This window comes from Allokutzneria oryzae, from assembly GCF_042429765.1.
GTDB lineage: Bacteria > Actinomycetota > Actinomycetes > Mycobacteriales > Pseudonocardiaceae > Allokutzneria > Allokutzneria oryzae.
Genome location: NZ_JBHLZU010000006.1, coordinates 201,404 through 227,327, shown reverse-complemented (window position 1 = coordinate 227,327; position 25,924 = coordinate 201,404). Strand labels below are relative to the sequence as shown.

25 protein-coding genes are annotated in these 25,924 nt (G+C 70.7%); 9 read left to right on the top strand and 16 right to left on the bottom strand.

Annotated features, from left to right (window positions below):
• Positions 1-106: 106 nt before the first annotated feature.
• The 4 genes from ACFFQA_RS07775 to ACFFQA_RS07760 all read left to right on the top strand — a co-directional run bounded on the left by ACFFQA_RS07775 (position 107) and on the right by ACFFQA_RS07760 (position 5,178).
• Positions 107-253: a thiocillin/thiostrepton family thiazolyl peptide gene (locus ACFFQA_RS07775; protein ID WP_377850991.1), complete on the top strand. Its 147-nt coding sequence runs from the start codon at positions 107-109 to the stop codon at positions 251-253.
• Positions 254-397: 144 nt separating this feature from the next.
• On the top strand, positions 398-3,040 hold the full coding sequence (locus ACFFQA_RS07770; RefSeq protein WP_377850990.1) for a lantibiotic dehydratase: 2,643 nt from the start codon (positions 398-400) through the stop codon (positions 3,038-3,040).
• A gap of 13 nt (positions 3,041-3,053) precedes the next feature.
• Entirely contained in the window at positions 3,054-3,959 is a 906-nt protein-coding gene (locus tag ACFFQA_RS07765) for a thiopeptide-type bacteriocin biosynthesis protein (protein WP_377850989.1), read from the top strand.
• A 16-nt stretch (positions 3,960-3,975) separates the two neighbouring features.
• Positions 3,976-5,178: a cytochrome P450 gene (locus ACFFQA_RS07760; protein ID WP_377850988.1), complete on the top strand. Its 1,203-nt coding sequence runs from the start codon at positions 3,976-3,978 to the stop codon at positions 5,176-5,178.
• Positions 5,179-5,181: 3 nt separating this feature from the next.
• Here the strand turns inward: ACFFQA_RS07760 and ACFFQA_RS07755 are convergent, their stop codons facing one another.
• From ACFFQA_RS07755 to ACFFQA_RS07720, 8 genes are all read right to left on the bottom strand, one after another.
• Positions 5,182-6,000, bottom strand: a complete 819-nt coding sequence (locus tag ACFFQA_RS07755; protein WP_377850987.1) for a glycerophosphodiester phosphodiesterase — start codon at positions 5,998-6,000, stop codon at positions 5,182-5,184.
• Between the two features lie 59 nt (positions 6,001-6,059).
• Entirely contained in the window at positions 6,060-6,266 is a 207-nt protein-coding gene (locus ACFFQA_RS07750; RefSeq protein WP_377850986.1) for a hypothetical protein, read from the bottom strand.
• Between the two features lie 119 nt (positions 6,267-6,385).
• Entirely contained in the window at positions 6,386-6,532 is a 147-nt protein-coding gene (locus tag ACFFQA_RS07745) for a hypothetical protein (protein ID WP_377850985.1), read from the bottom strand.
• Entirely contained in the window at positions 6,529-6,777 is a 249-nt protein-coding gene (locus tag ACFFQA_RS07740) for a hypothetical protein (RefSeq protein ID WP_377850984.1), read from the bottom strand. Before ACFFQA_RS07740 ends, ACFFQA_RS07745 begins: the two co-directional genes overlap by 4 nt.
• A 166-nt stretch (positions 6,778-6,943) precedes the next feature.
• Positions 6,944-7,150 carry a hypothetical protein gene (locus tag ACFFQA_RS07735; RefSeq protein WP_377850983.1) on the bottom strand — a complete coding sequence of 69 codons (207 nt, stop codon included), beginning with the start codon at positions 7,148-7,150 and terminating at the stop codon, positions 6,944-6,946.
• A 185-nt stretch (positions 7,151-7,335) separates the two neighbouring features.
• A complete protein-coding gene (locus tag ACFFQA_RS07730) occupies positions 7,336-7,719 on the bottom strand; it encodes a hypothetical protein (protein ID WP_377850982.1) in 384 nt (127 codons plus the stop codon).
• Between the two features lie 183 nt (positions 7,720-7,902).
• Positions 7,903-8,682 carry a 6-phosphogluconolactonase gene (gene pgl, locus ACFFQA_RS07725; protein WP_377850981.1) on the bottom strand — a complete coding sequence of 260 codons (780 nt, stop codon included), beginning with the start codon at positions 8,680-8,682 and terminating at the stop codon, positions 7,903-7,905.
• A gap of 51 nt (positions 8,683-8,733) precedes the next feature.
• Positions 8,734-9,366 carry a TetR/AcrR family transcriptional regulator gene (locus tag ACFFQA_RS07720; protein WP_377850980.1) on the bottom strand — a complete coding sequence of 211 codons (633 nt, stop codon included), beginning with the start codon at positions 9,364-9,366 and terminating at the stop codon, positions 8,734-8,736.
• A gap of 99 nt (positions 9,367-9,465) precedes the next feature.
• Here ACFFQA_RS07720 and ACFFQA_RS07715 point away from each other — a divergent pair, with 99 nt between their 5' ends.
• The 3 genes from ACFFQA_RS07715 (at position 9,466) to ACFFQA_RS07705 (ending at position 13,471) form a co-directional block, all read left to right on the top strand.
• Complete coding sequence (locus tag ACFFQA_RS07715) at positions 9,466-10,182, top strand: SDR family NAD(P)-dependent oxidoreductase (RefSeq protein ID WP_377850979.1); 717 nt, start codon at positions 9,466-9,468, stop codon at positions 10,180-10,182.
• Positions 10,183-10,259: 77 nt separating this feature from the next.
• Positions 10,260-10,982 carry an ABC transporter ATP-binding protein gene (locus tag ACFFQA_RS07710; RefSeq protein ID WP_377850978.1) on the top strand — a complete coding sequence of 241 codons (723 nt, stop codon included), beginning with the start codon at positions 10,260-10,262 and terminating at the stop codon, positions 10,980-10,982.
• Positions 10,979-13,471, top strand: a complete 2,493-nt coding sequence (locus ACFFQA_RS07705) for an FtsX-like permease family protein (protein ID WP_377850977.1) — start codon at positions 10,979-10,981, stop codon at positions 13,469-13,471. Before ACFFQA_RS07710 ends, ACFFQA_RS07705 begins: the two co-directional genes overlap by 4 nt.
• Here ACFFQA_RS07705 and ACFFQA_RS07700 read toward each other — a convergent pair.
• From ACFFQA_RS07700 to tkt, 8 genes are all read right to left on the bottom strand, one after another.
• On the bottom strand, positions 13,456-14,100 hold the full coding sequence (locus tag ACFFQA_RS07700) for a response regulator transcription factor (protein WP_377850976.1): 645 nt from the start codon (positions 14,098-14,100) through the stop codon (positions 13,456-13,458). The genes ACFFQA_RS07705 and ACFFQA_RS07700 overlap by 16 nt on opposite strands.
• Entirely contained in the window at positions 14,088-15,221 is a 1,134-nt protein-coding gene (locus ACFFQA_RS07695) for a sensor histidine kinase (RefSeq protein ID WP_377850975.1), read from the bottom strand. Before ACFFQA_RS07695 ends, ACFFQA_RS07700 begins: the two co-directional genes overlap by 13 nt.
• A gap of 334 nt (positions 15,222-15,555) precedes the next feature.
• Entirely contained in the window at positions 15,556-15,843 is a 288-nt protein-coding gene (locus ACFFQA_RS07690; protein WP_377850974.1) for a hypothetical protein, read from the bottom strand.
• 658 nt (positions 15,844-16,501) lie between these two features.
• Complete coding sequence (gene opcA, locus ACFFQA_RS07685) at positions 16,502-17,587, bottom strand: glucose-6-phosphate dehydrogenase assembly protein OpcA (RefSeq protein ID WP_377850973.1); 1,086 nt, start codon at positions 17,585-17,587, stop codon at positions 16,502-16,504.
• Positions 17,584-19,116: a glucose-6-phosphate dehydrogenase gene (zwf, locus tag ACFFQA_RS07680; RefSeq protein ID WP_377850972.1), complete on the bottom strand. Its 1,533-nt coding sequence runs from the start codon at positions 19,114-19,116 to the stop codon at positions 17,584-17,586. The genes opcA and zwf overlap by 4 nt, the downstream gene beginning before the upstream one ends.
• The gene (locus ACFFQA_RS07675; RefSeq protein ID WP_377850971.1) at positions 19,113-20,756 is read right to left on the bottom strand and encodes a phosphoglucose isomerase-related protein; all 1,644 of its coding nucleotides are present in this window, start codon (positions 20,754-20,756) and stop codon (positions 19,113-19,115) included. The genes zwf and ACFFQA_RS07675 overlap by 4 nt, the downstream gene beginning before the upstream one ends.
• A gap of 1 nt (position 20,757) precedes the next feature.
• Entirely contained in the window at positions 20,758-21,870 is a 1,113-nt protein-coding gene (gene tal / locus ACFFQA_RS07670) for a transaldolase (RefSeq protein ID WP_377850970.1), read from the bottom strand.
• On the bottom strand, positions 21,867-23,963 hold the full coding sequence (gene tkt / locus ACFFQA_RS07665) for a transketolase (protein ID WP_377850969.1): 2,097 nt from the start codon (positions 23,961-23,963) through the stop codon (positions 21,867-21,869). Before tkt ends, tal begins: the two co-directional genes overlap by 4 nt.
• A 355-nt stretch (positions 23,964-24,318) precedes the next feature.
• Here tkt and ACFFQA_RS07660 point away from each other — a divergent pair, with 355 nt between their 5' ends.
• Positions 24,319-25,260: a heme o synthase gene (locus ACFFQA_RS07660; RefSeq protein WP_377850968.1), complete on the top strand. Its 942-nt coding sequence runs from the start codon at positions 24,319-24,321 to the stop codon at positions 25,258-25,260.
• Between the two features lie 144 nt (positions 25,261-25,404).
• Positions 25,405-25,818: an Imm1 family immunity protein gene (locus ACFFQA_RS07655; RefSeq protein ID WP_377850967.1), complete on the top strand. Its 414-nt coding sequence runs from the start codon at positions 25,405-25,407 to the stop codon at positions 25,816-25,818.
• Positions 25,819-25,924: the final 106 nt, after the last annotated feature.

Here is a 25,924-nt window from a genome sequence, read left to right as displayed (position 1 = left end):
TAAAACTTTTCTATGGCATGTGATCCTCGTCACTTGGAAGTTGATTGCGTGGTGCTCGGTTTGCCGATTAGCGTCAGCGGCGATCGATACGAAAGGGGGTGTGACAATGAACAAGCAGGAGATTGACCTCAACGTTCTCGAGATTTCCGACCTGATGGCCGGTATCAGCGAGGGCGATGACGCGCTGTCCCAGGTGATGGCGTCGTCCTGCACGACCACCAGCGTTTCGACGTCTTCGTCGTCCTCTTCCTGATTTCAGGACTGGGGAACATGCTGAAGCCACCGTCGAGGTGCACCTCGGCGGTGGCTTTCTGTGCGCATTTCTTATATCGAACACCGAGGGGCTGGATTATTTCCAGGAGTACCGGGCCCGCGTGAGCATGCTGGGGAACGTCCGATGAACGTGAGCGTCAGTCCGTACGTCGTCTACCGGCGGGGCCGCCTCCCGCTGAGCGAGCTCGCCGGGATGGCGTTCACCGCCACCTGGGCGCGCGTCGATGAGCTGAACGAGCTGCGCGAGGAGATCGGCGCGGCCGCCGCGAGCCTGTCCGACCGCCTCGGCGCGCTCGTGCCCGCGGTCGGCGACGGCCCGAGGGCCGACCTGATCAAGCTCCGCCGCGACGTGCACAACCTGCGGCACGACCGCGTGAGCGCGCGGCTGGAGCCGCTTCGCGGGCACCTGGACGCCGAGCTGCTCGCCGAGGTCGAGCGCTGGCGCGGGCTCGGCGAGCGCGCCGAGGGGTGCGAGCGCGCGGCCGAACAGGCCCTGGAGGCCGAGAAGTCGGCCGCCACCAAGGGTTTCCGGGCGCTCTTCGAGCACGACGCGATGGGCAGGAGCCTCCAGCTCTCCGGGGAGCAGCTGCACCGCGCGCTGCGTGACTTCGTCTCCGGCTCGGGCAAGCCGCCCAAGCCGAGCAAGGCGAGGGTGCTGGAGTCCTCCCTGGTCAACTTCGCCTACCGGGCGAGCATGAAGCCGTCGCCGTTCGGCCGCTTCACCGAGCTCGGCGCGTTCCCGCCAGAGGCCCCGGACGCGGCGGTGCCCGCGAGGGCGGAGGAGCCGGACGAGTCCGTCACGAAGCTGAACCGCCTGCTGGTCAACTGGGTGCTGGCCGTGGTGCCGCGCCTTCCCGGCGGGTTGGAGACCGGCTGGCTGCTGCTGAACTCCACGCTGCGCCACGACGCCGAGGTGGTCGAGTTCGTCGGCGTGGCACCGGGATCGCAGGGCGAGGGCGACATCCCGCGCGAGGCGGTGCTGAAGATGCGCCGCGAGAAGATCCTCGACGCAGTGCTCACCGCGATGCCCGAGCGCCGGGCCCCGGCGACCGAGGTGCTCAGCGCCCTCACCGCCGTCACCGGTGACGAGTCGGTGAGCCGCAACGTCGTGCACGGCCTGACCCGTGCGGGTGTGCTGTTCTTCCGCCCGCTCGCCGACGACCACGACCCCGGCTACCTGAGCAGGGTGGCCGAGATGCTCGCCGCCGGTGGCACGGCGGAGACCGAGGCCGTGCGCGGCCACTTCGCCGAGCTGGCGCGGCTGGAGACGGACTTCGCGGCGGCCCCTGCCGCCGAGCGCCAGGCGCTGCTGGACTCCGCGTACCGGTCGATCACCGCCATCGCCGAGCTGGTCAAGGGCTCGCCGCCGCCGGAGGAGGTCCTCAAGTCCCCGGTCTTCGAGGACACCCCCACCAGCTCCGCGCCGCGGACCTGGGACCTGGCGACGGTCGAGCGCAGCCGTCCCGCGCTCAGCGGGCTGTGGCGGCTGGCGTCCCTGATGGACAACAACCAGGTGCGGCGGCTCGGCCTGCACGCGTTCGCGGCCCAGGTGCTCGGGGAGCGCCGTTCCATGCCGTTCCTGGAGTTCTTCGGCGCGTTCTCCTCCCTGAGCGACCAGGCCCAGGTCGACGTGCTCATGGGGCGCGGACTGGACGCGGCCGACAAGTACCGCGCCCAGCGCGCCGAGGCCCTGCGCGTCATCCGCGAGCGCCTCGTGCCCGGGGACGGGACCGTGCACCTGGACCCCGCGGACATCGAGCGGGCCTGCGACGGGGTGGAAGACCTCGTGGACACCGAGTCCGTGACCTTCCGCGCCCAGTTCGCCCGCGGCGCGCTCCCCGGCCAGGACCGGACGCTCGTGGTGAACGGCCTGCTCACCGGGTACGGCGTCTACTACTCGCGGTTCGGCTCGTTCATCAGGGGCACCGACACCTGGTCCCTGGCCGCCGCGCAACGGGAGCACCTGGACCGCAGGTTCCCCGGTCAGGTCGACCTCAACGCCGTGCTCGGGTTCAACTTCAACCTGCACCCGCCGCTGACCAGGCGGGTCGTGGACTACCCCGGCGGGGTGTCGCTCGGCGAGGACCGCACGCGCTACCGGCTGGACCGCCTCGACGTCCGAGTGGAGCCCGGCACGAACGCGCTGCGGCTGTGGGACCCGGAGGCGGGCGAGGCGCTCGACCTGGTCCCGATGAACTTCCTGACCCCGATCGGGGTGCCGCTGCTCTACCGCCTGCTCGAAGCGCTGTCCCCGTCCAACCGCGTCCTGTGGAAGCCGTTGGAGGACATCCTGGACCGGGGGGAACCGACCACGACCGCGCCGAGGCTCGTCGTCGGCGACGTCGTGGCCGACCGCAGGACCTGGACCGTGGCCGCCGCCGACATCGCCATGCTCCAGGACCTCAGCCGCGACTCGTTCGAGGCGTTGACGGCCTTCGACGCGTGGCGCCGTTCGCAGGGCCTTCCCCGGCACGCCTTCGTGCTGTGCCAGACGGCCGAGGAACGCGACGTGATGGCCGGGCGCAGCCGGAAGGTGACGCGCAAGTGGGCGGACTTCGGGCACCTGCGCCGCGCGAGCGTGCACAAGCCGATGTACGTCGACTTCCGCAACCCTTACCTGGTCCGGAGTTTCGCGAAGTCGGCGCTGTCGCGCGAAGGCGTGCTCGTGTCGGTCCGCGAGTGCCTGCCCTCGGTGGAGGACTACGGGCCCGACACCGGCTGGACGGCAGCAGAGGAGTTCTTCGTTGAGCTACACACTGACAAGTAGCCGGTGGCGGCCGGTGCACCTGCACCTCCCGCCCTCGCTGCACGACCACTTCCTGCGCGCCACGGTCGCGCCGCTGTTGCGCGCTGAAGGGCTGTACGAGCACTTCTTCTTCCTCCGGTACTGGCAGGGCGGTCCCCACATCCGGCTCCGGATGCTCACCGGCCCCGGTGCCGCACTGGCCGACGCGGTGGAGCGCGTCCTCGCGGGGCTGGCCGAGGCCATGCCGGAGTTCGCGCCTGAGGCGCGCGAGGAGTACGAGCTGGGCCTGACGCATCAGGCGGAGCTCGCGCGCCTGGAAGGGGAGAACCCCAGGGACGCGCGGGCCGTCGGCACCCTCGACCCGGCCCCCTACGAACCGGAGTACGGCAAGTACGGCGGTGTCGAGGGCGTGGCGAGCGCGGAGGTCCTGTTCCGCGAGTCCTCCGCCGCGGTCCTGGACCTGCTGGTCGCGCAGAACACGCCGGTCGGCACCAGACGGGCGCCCATCGGCGAGGCCGCCAGGATCATGGCGATGTTCCTGCACGGCGCGGGGCTCGACCCCGACGCCGCGAAGCGGTTCCTCCAGCAGTACGAGGACTACTGGAGCAAGTGGGCGCCCGAGGACATGCGGCGCGCGTGGCCGAAGCTGTACCAGGGCGTCTCCGCGCAGCTCACCCAGTTGTGCGCCGCGGTGTGGCACAAGGGCGCGACCGAGGACGTGTTCCACGACATCAGCGCCGGAGCCGCCGCGCGTGCCCGGTCGCTGTGCGGGGTCGGGCTCGACGTCGACGTGCGGGACCTCAGCCTCGACGGCACGCCGTACCTGAGCTGCCTCTCGAACTACGTGCACACCACGAACAACCGCCTCGGGCTGGTCCCGGCCAGCGAGGGCCTCGTCGCGCACATCGTGCGCAGGGGACTCGAAGAGGCGATCGGTTAGCGAAGGCGGAACAACGATGACCGACCAGCCGCTGGGCACCTACCCCTACCCGAGGACGTGCCCGCTCCACCCGCCGGAGGCCTACGCCACCCTGCGCGCGGAGCAGCCGATCAGCAGGGTCACGCTGGGCTCCGGGCGGCAGGCGTGGCTGCTCACCCGGCACGAGCACATCCGGCAGCTGCTGGCCAGTCCCGACGTCAGCTCGAACATGGCCCACCCCGGGTACCCGCTGTCCTTCGACGTGCCGCAGGAGGTCATGGAGCAGCAGCGGCCGGTGATGCTCGCGATGGACCCGCCCGCGCACACCGCGCAGCGCAAGCTGGTCATCTCCGAGTTCACCGCGCGGCGGATGCTCCAGCTGCGGCCGCGCGTCCAGGAGATCGTGGACGAGCACATCTCCGAGATGCTCGCGGGCGGGGGACCGGTGGACCTCGTGACGGCGTTCGCCCTGCCCGTGCCCTCGATGGTGATCTGCGAGCTGCTCGGGGTGCCCTACGCCGACCGCGAGTTCTTCGGCGAGTGCACCGCGAAGCTGCTGTCGGTCTCGACCGGCTACGAGGAGCTGGGCCGCACGCACCAGCGCCTGCACCAGTACTTCACCGAGCTGATCACCGCCAAGGCGGCCGAGCCGGGCGACGACCTGCTCAGCAGGATGGTGGAGCGGAACCGCGAGGCCGGGGTGCTCGACCACGACGGCCTCGTCCGGATGGCGTCGGTGCTGCTGGTCGGCGGGCACGAGACCACAGCGAACATGATCTCCCTCGGCGTGCTGGGGCTGCTGGAGAACCCCGGCCAGCTGGACGCGCTCAGGGCCGACCCGAGCCTGGTCCCCTCGGCCGTCGAGGAGCTGCTGCGCTACTTCAGCATCGGCGACCAGGTGACCTCGCGCGTCGTGCTGGCCGACATGGAGATCGGCGGGGTGCTGATCCGCGCGGGCGAGGGCGTCATCGGGCTCAGCGCCTCCGGCAACCACGACGAGGCGGTGTTCGCCGACCCCGGCGAGCTCGACGTCCGCCGGGGCGGCAGGCAGCACCTGGCCTTCGGCTACGGCATCCACCAGTGCATCGGGCAGAACCTGGCCAGGATCGAGCTGGAGATCGTGTTCACCGCGCTGTTCGCCAGGATTCCCGGGCTGCGGCTGGCCGCCCCCGTCGCGGAGCTGCCGTTCAAGGACAACGCCGGGGTCTACGGTCTGCACGCGCTCCCGGTGACCTGGTGAGGGTCAGAGCGCGCGGAGGACGTCCGGCCGGTTGGTGATGATGCCGTCGACCTCGCGGGAGATCAGCGTCCGCATGAGGTCGGGGGTGTCCACGGTCCACACGTTGACCTCCATCCCGTGCTTGTGCACGGCGGCGATGTACTCGGCGGTCGCCGAGGCGTGCGGCGGGTTGACCTGGTTGGAGTAGCGGGCGATCTCGGCCAGCTCACCGACCTCGGGGGTGCCTAGCACGCCGAGCACCGCCTTGGGCGCCAGCCCGCGGTAGGTCTTGATCCACTCCCAGTTGAAGCTCTGCACCCGCACGCGGCCCCGCCAGGCCGACGCCCGCCCGAGCTGCTCGGCGATCGCGTGTTCGATGCCGGGGTAGAGCTCCGGTGCCTTGGCCTCCAGCAGCAGCCCGACCCGCGTCCCGGCGAGGGTCGCGAGCAGCTCCCGCAGCGTGGGCACGCGTTCGCCCCGGTACTTCGGGTCCTTCCAGGAGCCCGCGTCCAGCCGCTTGATCTCGGCGAGGGTGAACTCGGAGATCTTCCACGGCGCCCGGTCCGGGAAGACCTGCTCCACGTCGGTGGTGCGGGCCAGGGTGGTGTCGTGCACCAGCACCAGGTGGCCGTCCTTGGTGCGCTGCACGTCGGTCTCCACCAGGTCGGCCCGCGCCTTCACGGCGAGGCGCATCGCGGCGAGGGTGTTCTCCGGCGCGTCGTGCGAGGCGCCCCGGTGCGCGATGTTGGTGACCTTCGGGGCGGCCTCGGCGGGTGTCACCGTGATCGAGGGCGCGCCGAGCATCGCGGCGACCACCGCGACGAGGGCGGTACGGCGGAGCATGGTTTCTCCAGTCGGTAGCAGGGACGACCCGGCGATGATTCCCGCTGGGACCGCCTCCGTCAGCGCGGAGTTTCCGCGACGCTGGCAAACGGTGGCGGTGGGGGCGCGGTGTGCGTCCGGTGCCACCGAACGCACAGATCGGTGAAGAAGGCGGTGTTGGCGCGCGACATCAGCTCGGCGACGCCGACCGCGCGGTCCCCGAGGTCGTCGGCGAAGAAGAACACCCCGGTGTCCCAGTACAGGTCGGCGCCGCGCCGCAGCTTCACCCGCGTGGCGCCGCCGCCGAAATCGACGCGGTCGAAGCCGTTGGCCAGCGCGTGGCGCAGCGTGTGCCAGTAGCCGAGTGGGAGGTAGTCGCGACGCGGAGCCCTGGTGCCGAAGAACTTCAGGTGCAGCGCTCCGCGTGGAGCACGTGCACGCCCATCGAGCCCGCGCTGCGCCTCGGCTTGAGCACCAGCGGAAACCCGCGATCGCGGGCGAAACCGACGAGGTCCATCGCGTGCTCCACCGGCGCGAACGGTGTGATCGTCACGCCCGCGGCGCCCGCTTCATCACGACCTTGTCCGTGAAAGCCGTCGCGCCCGCCACGTCCTGCCCCGCGACCCCGACCCGCTCGCGCACCCTGGCGGCTCGCAGCAGGTCCAGCTCCGACATCGCGATCAGCCCGGCGTCGAGACAGCTCGCGTCGGTGACGAGCCCGACCTCTGCGCCGGGGCCCAGCCACTCCGGGTCCGGCAGCGTGCTGAGCCGGTAGTCGTTCAGCACCAGGACCTTCACCCGCTCAGGCCGGGCGGCGTCCGCTCAGTTGGGCGCGGGTTCGAGTGTCACCTCGTCGGACACCCGACGCTGTCCTGGCACACGACCTCGATGTGCAATTCGATTCGAAGAAGTCGTTTCTGCGGACGAGCTTCTCGCTGCCGTGCGTCTCGAAGTGTCCGTGCACCTAGTTTCCGTCCATCTCCTTGTGGCACACGACGGCGGTCGACCGGAAACCGTATCTCCAGGAGACGTGGTTGTAGCCCGATGCGTAGTTGTCGTCGCTCCACGCCGTCGCGGAGATGGCGCCTGCCATCGTCGGGACCGTCTGCATGAGCAGTGCGGAGAAGGTGAGAATTCCTACGGTCCAGACTTTTCCTCGCAAGCCGCGCATGACTGCCTTCTTCGAATGAAAGAGTTGCCGAATTCTGCGTGAAGGCAGGAAGTCGTGCCGTCGGTCCACGAGTTTCATCCGCTGTGCAAAATGTGAGGGCGACGACGTTGTCGTTCATGTGTTGGCGCTCGCGAAAGAGCCCAGGCCCGCTCTGGGTGGGCCTGGACTCGTTGCTCGGGCTGGAGCTAGCGGAGGGTCGCCCTGTCGAGGACCGCGAGCGGGCTCCACCCGCCGCCGTCCTCACGAATGCGGAAACTGCGAATCTGCTTGCCCGTTCCCTTCGGGAAGACCCACGCGCAATCGCCCCCGAAATTGTCGACGAGATCGTAGCGCGTGCCGTCGTACGTGTAGACCTCAGCGCGAACGGAATTTCCGTCCGGCTCGTTGTCGCACACTTTGGCGGTCGCCTCGTGGCCGTACTCCCAGGAGTAGCTGTTGCTGGCGTACGCCGTGTCCCAGCCGTCCTCGATGCTGTCGGAGGTTCTGGCCATCGCCGGAAGCGCGCTCAAGAACATCGTGGACAGGGTGAGGAGCGCTACGGTGCCGACTTTTCCTCGCGTGCTGCGCATGGCGACCTTCCTTGATCGAAAAAGGTGATGGCTTCCGCGTGAAGCTAGGAAAGCTCGCCGCCTCGGTCCAAGGGTTTCATCCTGTGCGCAAATGTGAGGATGGCGACGTTTGCGTTCACGTGTTCGCGATCATGAAAAGCCCCGGTCCGCTCGGAAGCGGACCGGGGCTCATTCCTCGAAACCTCAGACCAGTCGCGGCACGAACACTCCGGGCACCTTGGCGGCGGCGGAGCGGTCGAGCATCCACAGCGTGCGCAGCTGGCCTCGCGCTCCGGCGGCGGGCAGCTGGACCTCACCGGCCTCGCCGAGCGCCATGGACACCGCGGCGGCCTTGGCCTCACCCGTGGTGAGCAGCCAGACCTCGGTGGCGTGCCGGATCGCGGGCAGCGTCAGCGAAACCCGGGTGGGCGGGGGCTTGGGGCAGTTGCGCACCGCGACTACGGTCCGCTCGGTCTCGTAGACCGCGGGCGAGGACGGGAACACCGACGCCACGTGGCCTTCGCCGCCCACGCCGAGCATGCACACGTCGAAGGTCGGCACCGGCCCGTGGTCCTCCGGCCGCGCCGCGCGCGCGAGCACCTCCGCGTAGTCCGCGGCAGCGGCCTCGGGGTCGTTGCCGAAGCGCCCGTCGCTGGGCTCCATCACGTGCACGCGCGCCGGGTCCACCGGGATGTGGTCGAGCAGCGCGGCGCGCGCCTGCGTCTCGTTGCGCTCGGGGTCACCGGCGGGCAGGAACCGCTCGTCGCCCCAGTACATGTCGACCCGCGACCAGTCCACGGCGTCCCGCGCGGGCAGTTCGCGCAGCTGTTCGAGCACGGCGATCCCGGTGCCGCCGCCGGTCAGCACCACCGAGGCCGAGCCCCGCGCGGTCTGCGCGTCGACGAGCCGGGTCACCAGCCGCGCCGCGGCGGCCGCCGCGAGCAGTACGGGGGAGCTGTGCACCACTACCTGCGGTCGGGTCACTCTGGGTCCTCTCGTGCTGTCACCTGGTCGGCCCAATCCTAGGGGCGGCGCTCAGCAGCCCTCGCCCATCGCCCGCGCCAGCTCCTCCGGGCGCAGCGGCGGCTCGGGCAGCGGGTGCGCCGCGTCGGCCCGCATCCCGTCGAGCAGCAGGGCGAGGTGCCGCCGCCACATCTCGGGCCGCACGGTGCCGACCGCCTCGACCGTCCTGGTGGTTCCCCACGTCACGAAAGCCATGTCCTCCAAGGTGAAGTCGGCCCTGAGCTGGCCGCTCTCCCTGGCGCGCGCGACGATCCGCGACATCAGTTCGTACCCGCGCTGGTAACCCTCGCTGGGCGAAGCCTGCGGGACCCGCCGGGAGACCAGGTCGTTGTAGCCGCGATCGGCCGCTTGGAGTTCGCACACGCGCTCCAGGAAGTGCACGAGCCCCGCCCACGGGTCATCGAGCGACAGCGCGTGCTCCGCGAGCCGCGAGACGGTCTCCGCCCGGTCCTCGAACACCGCGTCCACCAGGTCCTGACGGGTGGGGAAGCGGTTGTAGAGCGTCCCGATGCTCACCCCGGCCGTGCGTGCGATCTCCTCCAGCGCCACGTCGATCCCGTGCTGGGCGAACAGCTCCCGAGCGGCGCGGACGAGCTGCTCGCGGTTGCGCTGGGCGTCCTTGCGCAGCGGTCTCGGCGTGGTCACACCGCTCATCCTAACGAAGTTGAAGACGACCTCAACTTCAGTGTACTGTCAGGTCGTAGTTGAGGGCTGCCTCAACTTATTTCGACCGGAGGGACCCCCATGACCAGGACACTCGCGATCTTTGGAGCCGGGCCTGTGCTCGGCATGGCAACGGCTCGCCGCTTCGGCCGCGAGGGCTTCCGCGTCGCGCTCGTCGCCAGGACCGCGCGGACCCTCGACGGCCTCGTCGCCTCACTGGCCGAGGAGGGCATCGAGGCGGCCGGGTTCACCGCCGACGTCTACGACCGCGAGCAGATCGCCTTGGCCGTCGCGGCGATCACCGAGCGGTTCGGGCAGATCGACGCGGTGGCCTTCAACCCCGGCGGCGGCTCGATGGGCGAGGGCATCGCGCCCGCGCTCGACGTCACGCCGGAGAACCTCCAGCTGATCCTCGACCGCTTCCTGCTCTCCGGCGTCGCACTCGTGCGGGCGGTGCTGCCCGCGATGGAAGCGCGCGGAGACGGCGCGATCCTGTTCACCGCAGGGCAGTCCGGCGTCCACCCGACGCCGTTCCTCGGCAACGCGGGCATGGCTCAGGCGGCGCTGCGCAACTACTTCCACAACCTCAACGGCGCGCTCGCGGAGAAAGGCGTGTACGTCGGCGCCGTCAACGTCGGCGCGCTCATCGAGGGCAGCGTCCCGCATCGCGCGCTCACCGCGACTCCGTTGGACTTCGAGCCCGAGGTCATCAGCCCCGAGGTCTTCGCCGAGCACTTCTGGGACCTCTACGCCAAGCGCGACCGCGCCGAGGTGCTGGTGGGCAGCTTCGGGAAGTGAAGGGGTAACACTGGTACTACCCCGGTTCTCCAGCTGGCGTGACTGTGTTCCGCGCGTGATCGCGATGGACTTCTGCCATGACAGTTCCAGTGGCCGAAGCGCTCGGCCTCGGCAGGACCTACGGCGGCGGACCGACTGCGGTCACGGCGTTGCGCGGGGTCTCGGCGACCTTCCACCGCGGCGAGTTCGTCGCGATCATGGGGCCGTCCGGCTCCGGCAAGTCCACCCTGGTGCAGTGCCTCGCCGGGCTCGACCGTCCCGACGAGGGCCGCGTGCTCATCGCGGGCACCGACATCACGCGGCTCTCCGAGCGCGAGCTGACCGAGCTGCGGCGGGACCGCCTCGGGTTCGTCTTCCAGGCGTTTAACCTGATCCCGACGCTCACCGCGGCCGAGAACATCGTGCTCGGTACGCGACTGGGCGGTCCCGCCGTGGACCCGAAGTGGCGTGACACCCTCGTCGACGCGCTCGGGCTGCGTGACCGCATGAGCCACCGGCCCGCCGAGCTGTCCGGCGGTCAGCAGCAACGCGTCGCTGTGGCGCGGGCCCTGGTGCACCGGCCGGAGCTGGTCTTCGCCGACGAGCCCACCGGCAACCTCGACTCCCGCACGGGCGCCGAGGTCCTGAAGTTCTTCCGCCAGGCCGTTTCCGAGTCCGGGCAGAGCGTGGTCATGGTGACGCACGACCCGCTCGCCGCAGCGTTCGCCGACCGTGTGTTGTTCTTGCGGGACGGGGTGGTCGCCGACGAGCTGGTCTCGCCGACCAGCGACGGAGTTCTCGCCCGGCTGGTGTCGCGATGATCGTCATGGCGTGGCGGAGCCTGCGCGCGCGGTGGACCTCGGCGGTCGCGTCCGTGGTGGCGGTACTGCTGGGCTCCGCGCTTTCCGCGGCGGCGCTCATCGTCGGGCAGTCCGTGGAGCACGTGGCCTCTGAGGGAGCGCTGAGCACGTGGAACCTCCGTGGCGCCGACTTCGTGGTCAAGCTCTCCGACGAGGTGCGCACGACTTCCGGCCTCGCGTTGCGGCTACCGGAACAACCCCGGCTGAAGCCTTCGCAGCTCGACAAGCTCCGATCAGCGCGCGGGGTTCGTTCTGTGACAGGCGAGATCCCGTTTCCGGCCTACGTCGTCGGAGTGGGCGGAAAGCTCGTCGGCGACGCGCGGCACCGCTCTTGGGGGCACCCGTGGAGCACCGCGCTCGCCGAGCCGTTCACCCTCGCCGAGGGCCGTGAGCCGCGCGCGGACGACGAGGTCGTGCTCAGCCGGATCGACGGCAAGCGCGTCGGTGACACCGTGACGATCATGACGGCGTCGGGGGAACAGCGGGTCCGCGTCAGTGGAATCGGCTCCTGGCAGGGGAATGAGCACGAGCACGCCCTGTTCTTCACCGCCTCGGCCGCCGCGCGCACGGGCGGCGACCCGATCATGGCGTTGCTCCGCGTGGACCCCGGCACGTCCGCCGAGCACATCCGTGAAGTGCTGCCCGAAGCCGTTGTGCTGCAAGGGGAAGCGAAGAGCAAGGCGCTCGTGCTCGATCCCGGTCAGGCTGAGCTGGCCTCTGGTGCGGGCACGTTCCTCGGCGCGATCTCCTTGCTGGCGTTGACGATCGCGGTCTTCGTCATCGCGAGCACGCTGTCCGTCTCGGTCATGCGGCGCAGGCGCGAGCTGGCGTTGCTGCGCACGGTCGGAGCGAGCCCTGGGCGCGTTCGGGTCCTGGTGCTCGGCGAGGCGGCGTTCCTCGGCTTGGCGGCGGGCGCGGTCGGCGGCGCGGTGGGTGTCGGGCTCGCTGACCTAGCGCTCGGATTCTTTGTCGCGCAAGGGATGTTGCCCGGTCACATCGGCATTGTCGTTGGCGTTGAGCCGTACGTCGTCGGTGCTGGGGTCGCGGTGGTCGCGGCCGTCGCTGCCGGAGTGCTGCCCGCGTGGCGCGCCGCTCGTGTCCCGCCGGGCGAGGCGATGCGCACCGCCGACGTCCAGCCCGCGGCGCCGCCGCGACGACGGCTGGTGTGGGGCGCGGTGAACCTCGTGTTCGCGGCGGGCTGTCTGATCAGCGGCGTTGTCGTGGGCAACGCGGGTGGGACCATGGCCACTCGGTCGGCTCCCGTGTTGATGTTCCTCGCCGCCCCGAGCCTCCTGCTGGCCGCCGTTCTGTTCGGTCACAAGATCGTCAGCGGCGTCCTCGTGGTGCTCTCTCCCTTGCGTGGAAAGGTGTTCTCGGCGTACTTCGGTGACCGGGAGATTCGTGGTGATCTCAAGCGCTCCGTCGGTGTCGCTACGCCGTTGACGCTCATGGTGGCATTCGCGTGCCTGATCCTGTTCCAGGACGCGGCGACCTCCGAGGCGAAGTCCCGCGCGTACGACCAGCGGCTCACCGCCGACTTCGTCGTCAGCGGCGTGGAACACCTGGGGCTACCGGGTTCCGTGGTGGAGCAGGTCCGGAGGACGCCCGGTGTGCGCGCCGCGTCCGCCACCGTCTCCACGGGTCTGCTGCCCTTGGACGGAGATGCTCCGCGCACCGTAGTGGACGCGCTCGGTGTCGACCCGGCCGCCATGCCGCTGATGTTCGACCTGCCCGCGCGCTCGGGCGACTGGAAGGACTTCGACGGTGACTCGATCGCGGTCTCGCAGGCGATCGCCCAGGACTACCAATGGCAAGCGGGGCAACGGGTTTCGTTCCTCCTGCCAGACGGGACGCCTCGCGGCGCGCGGGTCGCGGTGGTCTACGAGTCCGGGTCGGTGGCCTTCGCGTCGATGATGATCGCGCGCGACGTCGTCCGGCCGCATCTGGTGGAGCCGCTCGACAGCGGTATCTACGTCAGGACCGACGCGCCGGGTGCGCTGACCGGGCTGAACGTCTTTTCACGCAGCGATCATCTCGCCGACGTGGCGCGGCAGAGCAGCGGTGACAACTGGATTCTCTACGCCGTGGTCGCGGTCATCGCAGGTTACGCGGGCATTGCCGCGATCACCGTGCTGACCGGGTCCGCCGCATCCCGGCGTCGTGGGTTCGTCCTGCTTCGCCTTGCCGGGGCGAGAACCGCGCACGTGCTCGGCGCGGTCGGCTACGAGGTGGCCGTCACCGTCATCACCGGCGTCCTGACCGGGAGCGCGGTCGCGGCCGTGGTGCTCGCCGGCTACGGGTACGCGCTCACCGGAGACGTCTGGCTGCCCTTCCCACCCGGGCCGTACCTGGTGGTGTGCGCCGCCGCGGTGGTGGTCGGAGTGCTCGGCGGCCTGCTCCCCGCGCGGATCGCGGTGCGCACGACGGTCCGCGATCAGCCCTGGAGGTAGGCGAGGACCGCGAGCACCCGCCGGTGGTCGTCCGGGGTCTGTTCGAGCCCGAGCTTGGCGAAGATGCTGTTGACGTGCTTGGCGATGGCGGCGTCGCTGACGCAGAGCACCCGCGCTGCCCCGGCGTTCGTCCGCCCCTGCGCGAGCTGGCCGAGCACCTCCCGCTCGCGCGGGGTGAGCCGGTCCAGCGGCTGCTGGTTCCGCTTCCGCCGCAACAGGGTGCTCACGACCTCGGGGTCCATCACGGTCCCGCCCTCCGCGACGCGGCGCAGCGAGTCGACGAACTCGGTCACGTCGCCGACGCGGTCCTTCAACAGGTAGCCGATGCCCGCCGTTCCGCTCTCCAGCAGCTCCGTCGCCCTGCGGTGCGCGACGTACTGCGAGAGCACCACCATCGCGGCGCCCGGATGCCGCTCGCGCACGTCGAGCGCGGCCCGCAGGCCCTCCTCGGCGTAGCCGGGCGGCATCCGCACGTCCACCACCGAGACGTCCGGGCGCAGCCGGTCCACCGCGTCGACCAGGCTCGGCCCGTCGCCCACGGCCGCGACCACCTCGTGCCCGAACCGCCCGAGCAGGTGGGCAAGGCCCTCCCGGAACAGCACCGAGTCCTCGGCGATCACCACGCGCACGGCAGCTGCATCCTCAGCTCCGTCGGGCCGCCCGCCGGGCTCAGCACCGCCAGCTCACCGTCTACAGTGGACAACCGGTCGGCGATCGCGGTCAGCTCGCTCGCCTCGCCCTTGCCGTTGTCCCACACCGTGATCAGCACCTTGTTCCCGCGCTGGCGGAGTTCGACCCGCGCCCGGTCCGCCCCGCTGTGCCGCACGAGGTTGGTCAACGCCTCGCTCACGCAGAAGTAGGCCGTGGACTCGATCGTCTCCGGCAGGCGGTCGACGGCGTCGGCCACCACGTCGACCCGCACCGGGCAGCGGTCCCCCAGCTCGTGCAGCGCCGCGACGAGCCCCGAGTCCGTCAGCACCGCCGGGTGGATTCCCCTGACCAGCTCACGCAACTCCTCCAGCGCCGCCCGCGCTTCGTCCTGAGCCTTGTCCGCGAGCCCGCGCGAGCGCTCCGGCACCTCCAGGCGCAGCAGGCCCAGCGTCATGATCAGCGACAGCAACCGCTGCTGCGCCCCGTCGTGCAGGTCGCGCTCGATCCGCCGCCGCTCCAGCTCGAAGGCGTCTACCAACCGCAGCCGCGACGACCGCAACCGCACGAGCTGTTCGCCCAGTTCGCGTTCCCTCGGCCCCACCAGCACCGCCCGCGCGAACGCCGCCCGGCCCCAGGCCGCCGCCGATACCAGCGCCGCGCCCACCACGCAGGACAGCGCTCCGAACAGCACCACCAGCAGCGTGCCCATGACCGTCGTCGTGTCGATGCCCGCCACCGCGTCCAACTCCGCGCCGAACTGCTTCCACAGCGGCAAGCCCAGCATCGTCAGCGGCACCGCCACGCACAGCACCGCCAGCGTCAGGTCGATCGTGCCCAACGGCAGCAGCACCAGCCCGTACAGCAACGCCACCCAGGTCGACCTCGCCGCGACCAGCTCCCGCAGCGTGTGGCGGGCCCGTGGCTCCGGCGTCACCGTCGGGTCGAACAGGCGCAGCCTCCTGCGCTCCACCGCGCGCAACGGGACCCCCGCGAACGGGCCCAGCGGCAACAGGCTCAGCAGCCACACCACCGCGACCGGCAACGTGCTGCACAGGTAGCACAACGCGCGCCACGGCCACATCACGAACGGAGACGACACCCCGCCAGTAAACACTCCTCCGCCCGCCCACGTTCGGCAGTTTCCGAGACCACCAAACCCCCGCCGCAACGGCCTCGAACGGCGGCAAACCCCTCCGTTCGGTCCCCCTTGTCGAGGAGCAGCAGCGTCCAGCCGTTCGACTCGCTCGGAGAACGGCGGGGATTCTGTGCCACTGCCGCACCAGCGACAGCAGCGGCTGCTGCGTCCCGTCCGAGTCTCAACCTCGCCGGCCATCGCGTTTCGGAACCTGGACGAGCGCACTGCTACAAGGCTGGCGAAAACCCCGGTGCCGCAATGCTGTTCAGCTGAAGTCGAAGATCGTTTGCCGGGATCGTCACCAGTAGGACACGTTGGCGCTGATAAGCCAGTCCCCGGTCGCGTCACTGCATCGCGCGTACGACTCCTGGCGGCCGTAGGCGACCGGACCGGTCCATCGTCCGCCCTTCTGGCATTCGATCACGACATAGTGGCGATAACCGTCCTGGCAGGTGGAGAAGGCGGCTTTCTGGCCCGAGGCCCGGGTGACCGTGCAGGGCGACGGTGCCGCGCTGGCGGTGTCCGCGACTCCCATCACGGCGACCACTGTGAAACCCGCCAAGGCGCTGGCCAAGAACTTCTTCATGAAATTCCTCCGCATTCTGGTGCTGTGGGCGCGAATGGTGGCAGCGAAACAGCGAGCGCGATCGTAGGGGCACGAGAGGATTGGATGTCCAGCTGACCTGACGACGTGTCGTGTGCGGAGTGGTCGCGTCAAGCGCGGGGGAGTCCCCGTGCGACGCCGACGTCGCCGAGTCGGCATCTGGAGTGGGTGTGCGTGATCGCGACCAGCGGCAACCCGGAAAGATGAGCCGCGCGGGGTGTGCTCGCGGACGGGGTGGCTGGCGTCGTGGTGGACGGAAGGGGCGCCGCCCGGCGCTCGGTCTGCGGCCGTCACGATGTCCCATGAACTGGCGATAGATCGGCAACCGGGGGCCTCTGCTGCTTGCTCGCTTCGAGCGGGATCTCGGAAGAGGATCGCGATGGGGATGAGCGCGGTGACCCGGGAGCCGCGCGAAGGAGCGGTGCCTGCGCCCCAGTTCGACCGAGTCCGACTCGGCCACGCTCAACCTGTTCGAGTTGAGGTGATGAACCGGCGCACGCACATCCAGGTCGCCGACGCGCTTATCCGTAGGGGAGGGAATGGTGTGAGTTTGCGCCACGGCGACAACTTGTCCCACAAGGAGGACAATCTCCGCGCAAAGAAAAAGGGGGCGTCCACCGCGGTGGACGCCCCCTTTCGCTTACTTCTTCGCCTTCGCCTTGGCGGGCTTGGCCTTCTTCGGCTTCGGCGCGGGCTTCTGCGCCTCCGCCTCGGGCTGCTCCGAGGCGGCCGCCGGGGCCTCCGCCTTCTTCGTCGCCTTCGGCTTGGCGGCGGCCGAGGGCCTGGCCGGCTTCTTCGGCGCCGCGCGGCCCCGGGTCACCTTGGACAGACCGCGGAGGGTCTCCTCGTAGATCTCGTCCGGGTCCAGGCGGCGCAGCTCCTCCGCCAGGCAGTCCCGCACCTCGCGGCGCTGCAGCGCCACCCGGCGGTCGGGCTGGCCCGGCTGGTAGAGCGTGCCGACCTTGCCGTCCGGCCGGACCAGCTCCACGGTGCCGGAGCGCCGCTCCAGCACCGCCGAGACGATGCCCTGGCCCGAGGCGGCCTTGCTGCGGGTCACCGGGATCCGCAGCCGCGCGGACAGCCACGCCGCCAGCAGGTCCGTCGACGGTGAGTCGGCCTCGCCGGAGACGGTCGCCGCGGTGACCTTCTCGTAGGGCGGCAGGTCCAGCGCGGCGGCCAGCAGGGCCCGCCACGAGGTGAGCCGGGTCCACGCCAGGTCGGTGTCACCGTCCACATAGGACTGGCGGCGCTGCTCCAGCGCCTTGATCGGGTTGCGCTCCGCCGCGGCGTCGGTGATCCGGCGCTGGGCGAGCTGGCCGATCGGGTCCTGGGAGGGGTTCTCCGGCGCCTCGAACGGCCACCACGCGACCACCGGGGCGTCCGGCAGCAGCAGCGGGATGACACAGCTCGCGCCCTCGTCGGCCAGCGGCCCGTACAGCCGCAGCACGACCACCTCGCTCGCGCCGGCGTCCCCGCCGACCCGGACCTGGGCGTCCAGCCGCGCCGCCGCCTTGCGGGCGCCGCGGGCCAGCACGATCACCCGGCACGGGTGCTCGCGGCTGGCGTCGTTGGCCGCGTCGATGGCCTCCTCGGTGCGGGCGCCGTCGTCGGTGACGATGACCAGGGTGAGCACCCGGCCCAGCGCCACGGCCCCGCCCTGTTCGCGCAGGTCGACCAGCTTCTTGTTGACCTGGGAGGTCGTGGTCGATGGCAGGTCGATGATCACGGGCGCCTCCAGTGCCTGCCGGAGCGGGCCATCATCGCGTCCGCCGACGGCGGACCCCACGTGCCCGACTTGTACTCCTCCGGACTGCCCTTGGCGGCCCAGTGCTTGAGCACCGGGTCGAGGATCTTCCAGGACAGCTCGACCTCGTCGTTCATCGGGAACAGCGAGGGCTCGCCGAGCAGCACGTCCAGCAGCAGCCGCTCGTAGGCCTCCGGGGAGGACTCGGTGAACGCGTGGCCGTAGCCGAAGTCCATGGTCACGTCGCGGATCTGCATCGCGGTGCCCGGCACCTTCGAGCCGAACCGCAGCGTGATGCCCTCGTCGGGCTGGACCCGGATCACCAGGGCGTTCTCGCCGAGCTCCTCGGTCGCCGTGGAGTCGAACGGCAGGTGCGGGGCGCGCTTGAACACCACCGCGATCTCGGTGACGCGGCGGCCCAGCCGCTTGCCGGTGCGCAGGTAGAACGGCACCCCGGCCCAGCGGCGGGTGTTGACCTCCAGCTCCACCGCGGCGAAGGTCTCGGTGGTGGAGTCCGGCGCGAAGCCCGCCTCCTCCACAAGACCGGGCACCTTCTGGCCGCCCTGCCACCCGCCGGCGTACTGCCCGCGGGCGGTGGTCTCGTCCAGCGGCTGCGCGGGGCGCGTCGCCGAGAGCACCTTGACCTTCTCCGCCCGCAGCGCCGCGGGCTCGAAGGAGACCGGCTCCTCCATCGCGGTCAGCGCCAGCAGCTGGAGCAGGTGGTTCTGGATGACGTCCCGCGCGGCGCCGATGCCGTCGTAGTACCCGGCCCGGCCACCGAGGCCGATGTCCTCGGCCATGGTGATCTGCACGTGGTCGACGTAGTTGGAGTTCCAGATCGGCTCGAACAGCTGGTTGGCGAAGCGCAGCGCCAGGATGTTCTGCACCGTCTCCTTGCCGAGGTAGTGGTCGATGCGGAACACCGACTCCTCGGGGAAGACCTCGTTGACGACCTTGTTCAGCTCACGCGCGCTGGACAGGTCGTGGCCGAACGGCTTCTCGATGACCACGCGGCGCCACTGGTCCGGGGTCTGCGCCGAGAGCCCGGAGCGGGCCAGCTGGCGGCAGACCGCCGGGAAGGCCCCCGGCGGGATGGACAGGTAGAACGCGTGGTTGCCGCCGGTGCCTCGGACCCGGTCGAGGTCGTTGATCGTCTCGACCAGGTTGTCGAAGGCCACGTCGTCGTCGAAGCTGCCCTGCACGAAGCGGCAGCCCTCGGCCAGCCGGTCCCAGACCTCCTGCCGGAAGGGCGTGCGGGCGTGCTTCTTGACCGCCTCGTACACCACCTGCTCGAAGTCCTGGTCGGCCCACTCCCTGCGGGCGAAGCCGACGAGCGCGAAGCCCGGCGGCAGCAGCCCGCGGTTGGCCAGGTCGTAGATCGCGGGCATCAGCTTCTTGCGGCTGAGGTCACCGGTCACGCCGAAGATCACCAGGCCGCACGGCCCGGCGATCCTGGGCAGTCTCTTGTCCCGCTCGTCGCGCAGCGGGTTGCGCACGCTCTTCGTGCTCACAGGGAGTCCTGCACCGCCTTCACCAGGTGGACCAGGCCCTCTGCCCGGTCAGTGAGGTGCAGGCGCAGCACCGGACGCCCGTGCTCGGCGAGCACCTGCCCGTCGCCCAGCGCCTGAGCCTTCTGCAGCACGTCCAGGGTGTACGGGCGGTCCGGCACCTCCAGGTCCTCCGGCGAGAAGCCGGTGATCTGCAGGAACACGCCGTTCTGGTGACCGCCCTTGTGGTACTGGCCCGTGGAGTGCAGGAACCGGGGACCCCAGCCGAAGGTGGTCTGGAGCCCGGTGCGCCGCGCGAACTCCTTGCGCAGCACCGCGGCCGAGGCGTCGTCGAGCCGGTCGAGGTACGCCTGGATGGAGAGGTAGCCGTGCTCCGGGGCCGCGGCGACGAGCGCCTTCAGCGCCTCGCCGACCGTGGTGGTCTCCGGGGAGAACAGCCTGTCCGCCCAGCCCGCGGCCTCACCGGCGAGCCCGGAGGCGTAGACGTCGATCGGACCGTCCGAAATGGCCGGTGCCGCGGTGGTGTCGTCCGCGGGGGCGTCCAGCAGCGCGCGCGCCGCCTTCTTCGCCGCCTCCACGTCGGGCTGGTCGAACGGGTTGATCCCGAGCAGCCTGCCCGCCGCGGCGGTCGCGTACTCCCACAACAGGAACTGGCCGCCGAGCGGGCCCGCGACCGCGATCTGGGCCGCGCCCGCCGCGCCGCCGACGCTCACCGGGGTGGCGTCCTCACCGGCGTCGGCGAAGCCGGGGGAGTCGATGCCCTCGACCGCCACCGGCAGCAGGCCGGTGCCCTCCTTGCCGGTGGACTCGGCGATCAGCTGCTCCGCCCAGTCGGCGAAGCCCTTGATCCCCGAGCCGGAGTCGGCGATGACGACCTTCTCCGCGCCCCGCGCGTGCGCGGCGGAGAAGGCGGCGGCCAGCAGCAGCGCCGGGTTCTCGGCGGAGTCGGCGGCCAGGGCCGGGGCCGCGGCGGCCGCGTCGTCGAGCAGCGTCGCGATGTCCGCACCGGCGAGACCGCTCGGCACCAGGCCGAAGGCGGTCAGCGCCGAGTAGCGGCCACCCACGTGCGGGTCGGCGAGGAACACCTTGCGGTAGCCCGCCTCCGCCGAGGCCTTCGCCAGCGGCGAGCCCGGGTCGGTGACCACGACGATGCGCGAGGCGGCGTCGATGCCGGAGTCCCGGAACGCCTTCTCGAAGACGCGGCGGTGGCTGTCGGTCTCGACCGTGCCGCCGGACTTCGAGGACACCACGAGCACGGTGCGCTCCAGGTCGCCCGCCAGCGCGTCGGCGACCTGCGCGGGGTCGGTGGTGTCCAGCACGACCAGGTTGACGCCCGCGGTCGCGCAGATCACCTCCGGCGCCAGCGAGGAACCGCCCATGCCCGCGAGCACGACCCGGTCCACGCCCTCGGCGTGCAGTTCGGCGCGCAGGGCGTCGATCTCCGCGAGCAGCGGGCGGGAGGTCTCGTGCAGCGTGGTCCAGGACAGCCGGATGGACGCCTCGGACTCGGCGGCGGGACCCCACAGCGTGGCGTCCCGCGCGGTCAGCTTGCTCGCGAACTGGTCGGCGACCAGCCTGTCCACCAGCGGGGCGGCCTCGGCCGCCAGTCCACTGTGGACGAGTGTGACCGAAATGTCAGTCATCTCAACCCTTCGCTCGGCCGAGTTGGTCGGTCACCGTCTCCAGCAGCTCGGCCCAGGACTTCTCGAACTTGTCGACGCCCTCGGTCTCCAGGACCGCGAAGACGTCGTCGAGGTCGATGCCCGCGTCGGCCAGGGCGTCGAAGACCTCCTGGGCCGACTCGGCGGTGCCGGTGACGGTGTCGCCGGTGATCTTGCCGTGGTCGGCGACCGCGTGCAGGGTCTTCTCCGGCATCGTGTTGACCACACCCGGCGCGACCAGCTCGTCGACGTAGCGGGTGTCGGAGTAGGCCGGGTCCTTCACGCCGGTGGAGGCCCACAGCGGCCGCTGCGGCAGCGCGCCCGCCTCGGCCAGCGCGGTCCAGCGCGGCGAGGTGAAGACGTCCTCGTAGGCGCCGAAGGCCAGCCGCGCGTTGGCGATGGCGGCCTGGCCGCGCAGCGCCTCCGCCTCCGGGGTGCCCAGCGCGCCGATCCGCTTGTCGATCTCGCTGTCCACACGGGAGACGAAGAACGAGGCGACGGAGGCGATCGTGGACAGGTCGTGCCCGTTGGCCTTGGCCAGCTCAAGGCCCTCCAGGAAGGCGTCCATCACCGCGCGGTAGCGCTCGACGGAGAAGATCAGCGTCACGTTCACGCTGATGCCCTCGGCCAGGGTGCGGGTGATCGCGGGCAGGCCCTCGACGGTGGCCGGGATCTTCACCATCAGGTTCGGCCGGTCCACCGCCTTCCACAGCTCCTGCGCCTCGGCGGCCGTGGCGTCGGTGTCGTGCGCCAGGCGGGGGTCGACCTCAAGGGAGACCCGGCCGTCCACGCCGCCGGAGGCCTCCCACGTCGCGCGGAAGACGTCGCAGGCGTGCCGCACGTCGGCGGTGGTGATCTCCCGGACGGCCTGGTCAACGCTCGCGCCGCGCTCGGCCAGCTCGGCGACCTGCTCGTCGTAGGCGGAGCCCTTGGACAGCGCGCCCGCGAAGATCGTCGGGTTGGTGGTCACGCCGACCACGGACAGCTCGTTGATCAGCTGGACGAGGTTGCCCGACTCCAGTCGCTCACGGGAGAGGTCGTCCAGCCAGACCGAGACACCGGCCCCGCTCAGCGCGATCAGGTTGGGGTTGCTCACTTCGTCGCTCCAATGCTGCGCTTGGCGGCCTCGACGACTGCGGTGTCGGTGAAGCCGAACTCGCGGAAGAGGGTCTGGTAGTCGGCCGACGCGCCGAAGTGCTCGATCGAGACGATCTCGCCCGCGTCGCCCGCGTAGCGGTACCACGGCTGCGCGATGCCCGCCTCGACCACGACACGGGCCTTGACGGCGGGCGGGAGCACGGAGTCCTTGTAGGACTGGTCCTGCGCCTCGAACCACTCGACGCACGGCATGGACACCACACGAGCCGCAACGCCCTGCTCCGCCAGGATCTTCCCGGCGGCGACGGCGATCTGCAGCTCCGAGCCGGTGCCGATGAGGACCACGTCCGGGGTGCCGGCGTCGTTCTTGGCGTCCACCAGGACATAGCCGCCCTTGGCGACGCCCTCGGCGGAGGTGCCTTCGAGCGTCGGCACGTTCTGGCGGGTCAGCGCGATGCCGGTCGGACCGTCCTGGGTCTCCAGCACCTTCTTCCACACCGCGGCGGTCTCGTTGGCGTCACCGGGGCGGGCGACCGCCAGGCCGGGGATCGCGCGCAGCGCCGCGAGGTGCTCGATCGGCTGGTGCGTCGGGCCGTCCTCGCCGAGACCGATCGAGTCGTGCGTCCACACGTAGACGACCGGCGACTTCATCACCGCGGCCAGGCGCACCGCGGGGCGCATGTAGTCGCTGAAGACGAGGAAGGTGCCGCCGTACGGGCGGGTCGGGCCGTGCAGCGCGATGCCGTTGAGGATCGAGCCCATCGCGTGCTCGCGGACACCGAAGTGCAGCGTGCGGCCGTGGGGGTGCGCGGTCCACTCGCTGGTGGAGATCGACTCCGGGCCGAAGGAGTCCGCGCCCTTCATCGTGGTGTTGTTGCTCTCGGCCAGGTCGGCCGAGCCGCCCCACAGCTCAGGCAGCACGTCGGCGACGGCGGAGAGCACCTCGCCGGAGGCCTTGCGGGTGGCCAGGCCCTTCGCGTCGGGCTCCCAGACGGGCAGCTCGTCGGCCCAGCCCTCGGGCAGCTTCTTGGCGACCAGGCGGTCGTAGAGCGCCTTGCGCTCCGGGTTGGCCTGCGCCCACGCGTCGAAGGACTTCTGCCACTCGCCACGGGCCGCCTCGCCCCGCTTGACCACCTCGCGGGCGTGCGCCAGCACCTCGGGCGCGACCTCGAAGCTCTGCTCCGGGTCGAAGCCCAGCGCCTTCTTGACCTCGGCGACCTCCTCGGCGCCCAGCGCGGAGCCGTGGATCTTGCCGGTGTTCATCTTGTTCGGCGCGGGGAAGCCGATGACCGTGCGCAGCACGATCAGCGACGGACGGGTGGTCTCGGCCTTCGCGGCCTCCAGCGCGGCGAGCAGGTCCTTGACGTTCTCGCCGCCCTCGACGTGCTGGACGTGCCAGCCGTAGGCCTCGTAGCGCTTGGCCACGTCCTCGCTGAGCGCGATCGCGGTGTCGTCCTCGATGCTGATCTTGTTGTCGTCGTAGATCAGGGTGAGGTTGCCCAGCTGCTGGTGCCCGGCGATCGAGGACGCCTCGGAGGTCACGCCCTCCTCGATGTCACCGTCGGAGGCCACGACGTAGATGTGGTGGTCGAAGGGGCTCTCGCCGGGGGCGGCGTCCGGGTCGAACAGGCCGCGCTCGCGGCGGGCGGCCATCGCCATGCCGACCGCGGAGGCCAGGCCCTGGCCCAGCGGGCCGGTGGTGATCTCCACGCCCGGGGTGTGCCGGTGCTCCGGGTGGCCGGGGGTCAGCGAGCCCCAGGTGCGCAGCGCCTTCAGGTCGTCGAGCTCCAGGCCGTAGCCGGAGAGGAAGAGCTGGGTGTAGAGGGTGAGACTGGTGTGCCCGCACGAGAGCACGAAGCGGTCCCTGCCCGGCCAGTCGGCGTCCGCGGGGTCGTGCCGCATGACCCGCTGGAACAGCGTGTAGGCGGTGGGGGCGAGGCTCATCGCGGTGCCTGGGTGACCGTTGCCGACCTTCTGCACGGCGTCCGCCGCGAGAACGCGCGCGGTGTCGACCGCGCGCCGGTCCAGCTCGGTCCAGTCCTCTGGCAGGTTGGGGGTGGTCAGACCGGTGAGGTCGGAGTTCACGGACACGGACGCTGTCCCACTTTCGCTCAAGGTTCCTCAAGGTCGCGCGCGAGGAGAGCACGACGATCACCAGCAGCCGCCACCAACGGGTGAACTCGACCGATTCCGCCGAGCGCTGCCGCCCGCGGTGACCCACGTTCTCCTCGTCCACCGATCAGCCTAGTGGGGGCACTGGGAGAGCGTCGCTTAAGGCACGTCACACGACCCCCCGCGCGCGTCGCTTCTGTAGCGTGCCTACCATTTGGGTGACCCACGTTCCCCGGGTCGAAACCAGCCATGGTCATCACGGTGCTGGGCACTGAACTGACCGCGATCGACAGAGGAGCCCCATGCCGCCGGTGACCGTTGCGGAGGGGACGCGATGAGCATCACCGCTGACGCGTCGGCCCGGAGCCACCACCCGCGGCCGGACTGGAAGACCAGTGTCCGGGCCTATGTCGCCCTCACCAAGCCGCGCGTGATCGAGCTGCTGCTGGTGACCACGATTCCCGCGATGTTGCTGGCACAACGGGGTCTGCCGTCCCCGCTGCTGGTGCTCACCACCCTGGTCGGCGGGATCATGGCTGCGGGCAGCGCCAACGCGCTCAACTGCGTCGCCGACGCCGACATCGACGCGGTCATGAAGCGCACCAAGGCCCGCCCGCTGGCCACCCACTCGGTGCCCCGGCGCAACGCGCTGATCTTCGGCGTGCTGATGGGCGCGGGGTCCTTCTGCTGGTTCCTCGCGACGACCAACCTGCTCTCGGCGGTGCTCGCGGTCGCGACGATCCTGTTCTACGTCTTTGTCTACACCTTGGTCCTCAAGCGGCGGACGGCGCAGAACATCATCTGGGGCGGCGCGGCGGGCTGCATGCCCGTGGTGATCGGCTGGGCCGCGGTGACCGGCACCGTGGAGTGGCCCGCGTTCGTGATGTTCGGCGTGATCTTCTTCTGGACACCGCCGCACACCTGGGCGCTGGCGATGAAGTTCAGCGACGACTACAAGGCCGCGGGCGTGCCGATGCTGCCCGCCGTCGCCGAGCCCGCCTACGTCACCCGGCAGATCGTGATCTTCACCTGGCTCATGGTCGGCTGGTCCCTGCTGCTGGTCCCCGCGGCTGGCTGGCTGTACCTGGCATCGGCACTGGTGGCGGGCGTGTGGTTCGCGGTGCTGACCCACCGGCTGCACGGCCAGGTCCGGCGCGGCGAGAAGGCCAACCCGATGCGCCTGTTCCACATGTCCAACACCTACCTGATGCTGGTGTTCGTGGCGCTGGCGGTGGACTCCGCGATCGGCCTGCCGGTGCTCGGCTGGCCCTTCTGAGCCGCTTCCCGCGTCTGAGCAGTCCACTGCGGCCGCCACGGGGAAAGTGGACTGGTCGAGGGGAGACAGAACACCGCGCGAGCGGGATCATGCGGACGAGCTTCAAGATCAACTCGGCCGGGTGAGCAGGAGGTCCGTCGCACTATGGGGGTGGACGTCTGCTACCGCAGCCAGGTCAACGGCAAGTGGCTGGAGCACCTGGAGCGGATCAACAGCTCGCTGTTCGACCGGATGCTCGCCGGTCGGCTGCCCGAGGTCGGCAGGCACGGCGCGATCATCCGGCACCGGCACCGCCCGGTCGACGACCGCGACCCGTCCGAGCGTGAAGTGATCTTCGGGGTGCGCAACGGCCGCGCCGCCCTCTACTACACCGACGAGACCGGCGCCTGGTACAGCAGGGGGCCGACCCCGGCCTCCGCCGACGAGCTGGTCTACGCCGACCTGGAGTTCCCAGCGCACTGCGAGATCAGCTTGATCAAACTCGCGCACGCGCTCGCCGAGTTCTTCGAGACGCAGGCCAGACCCACCTGCGTCACCTGGCAGGAAGCGGACTTCTAACCCGGCGTCCCGCACACCGTGACACCCTCACCGCCCCCCGGCACCCTCACCGCCCCCGACACCTCACCGCCCCCCGACACCTCACCGCCCCCCGACACCTCACCGC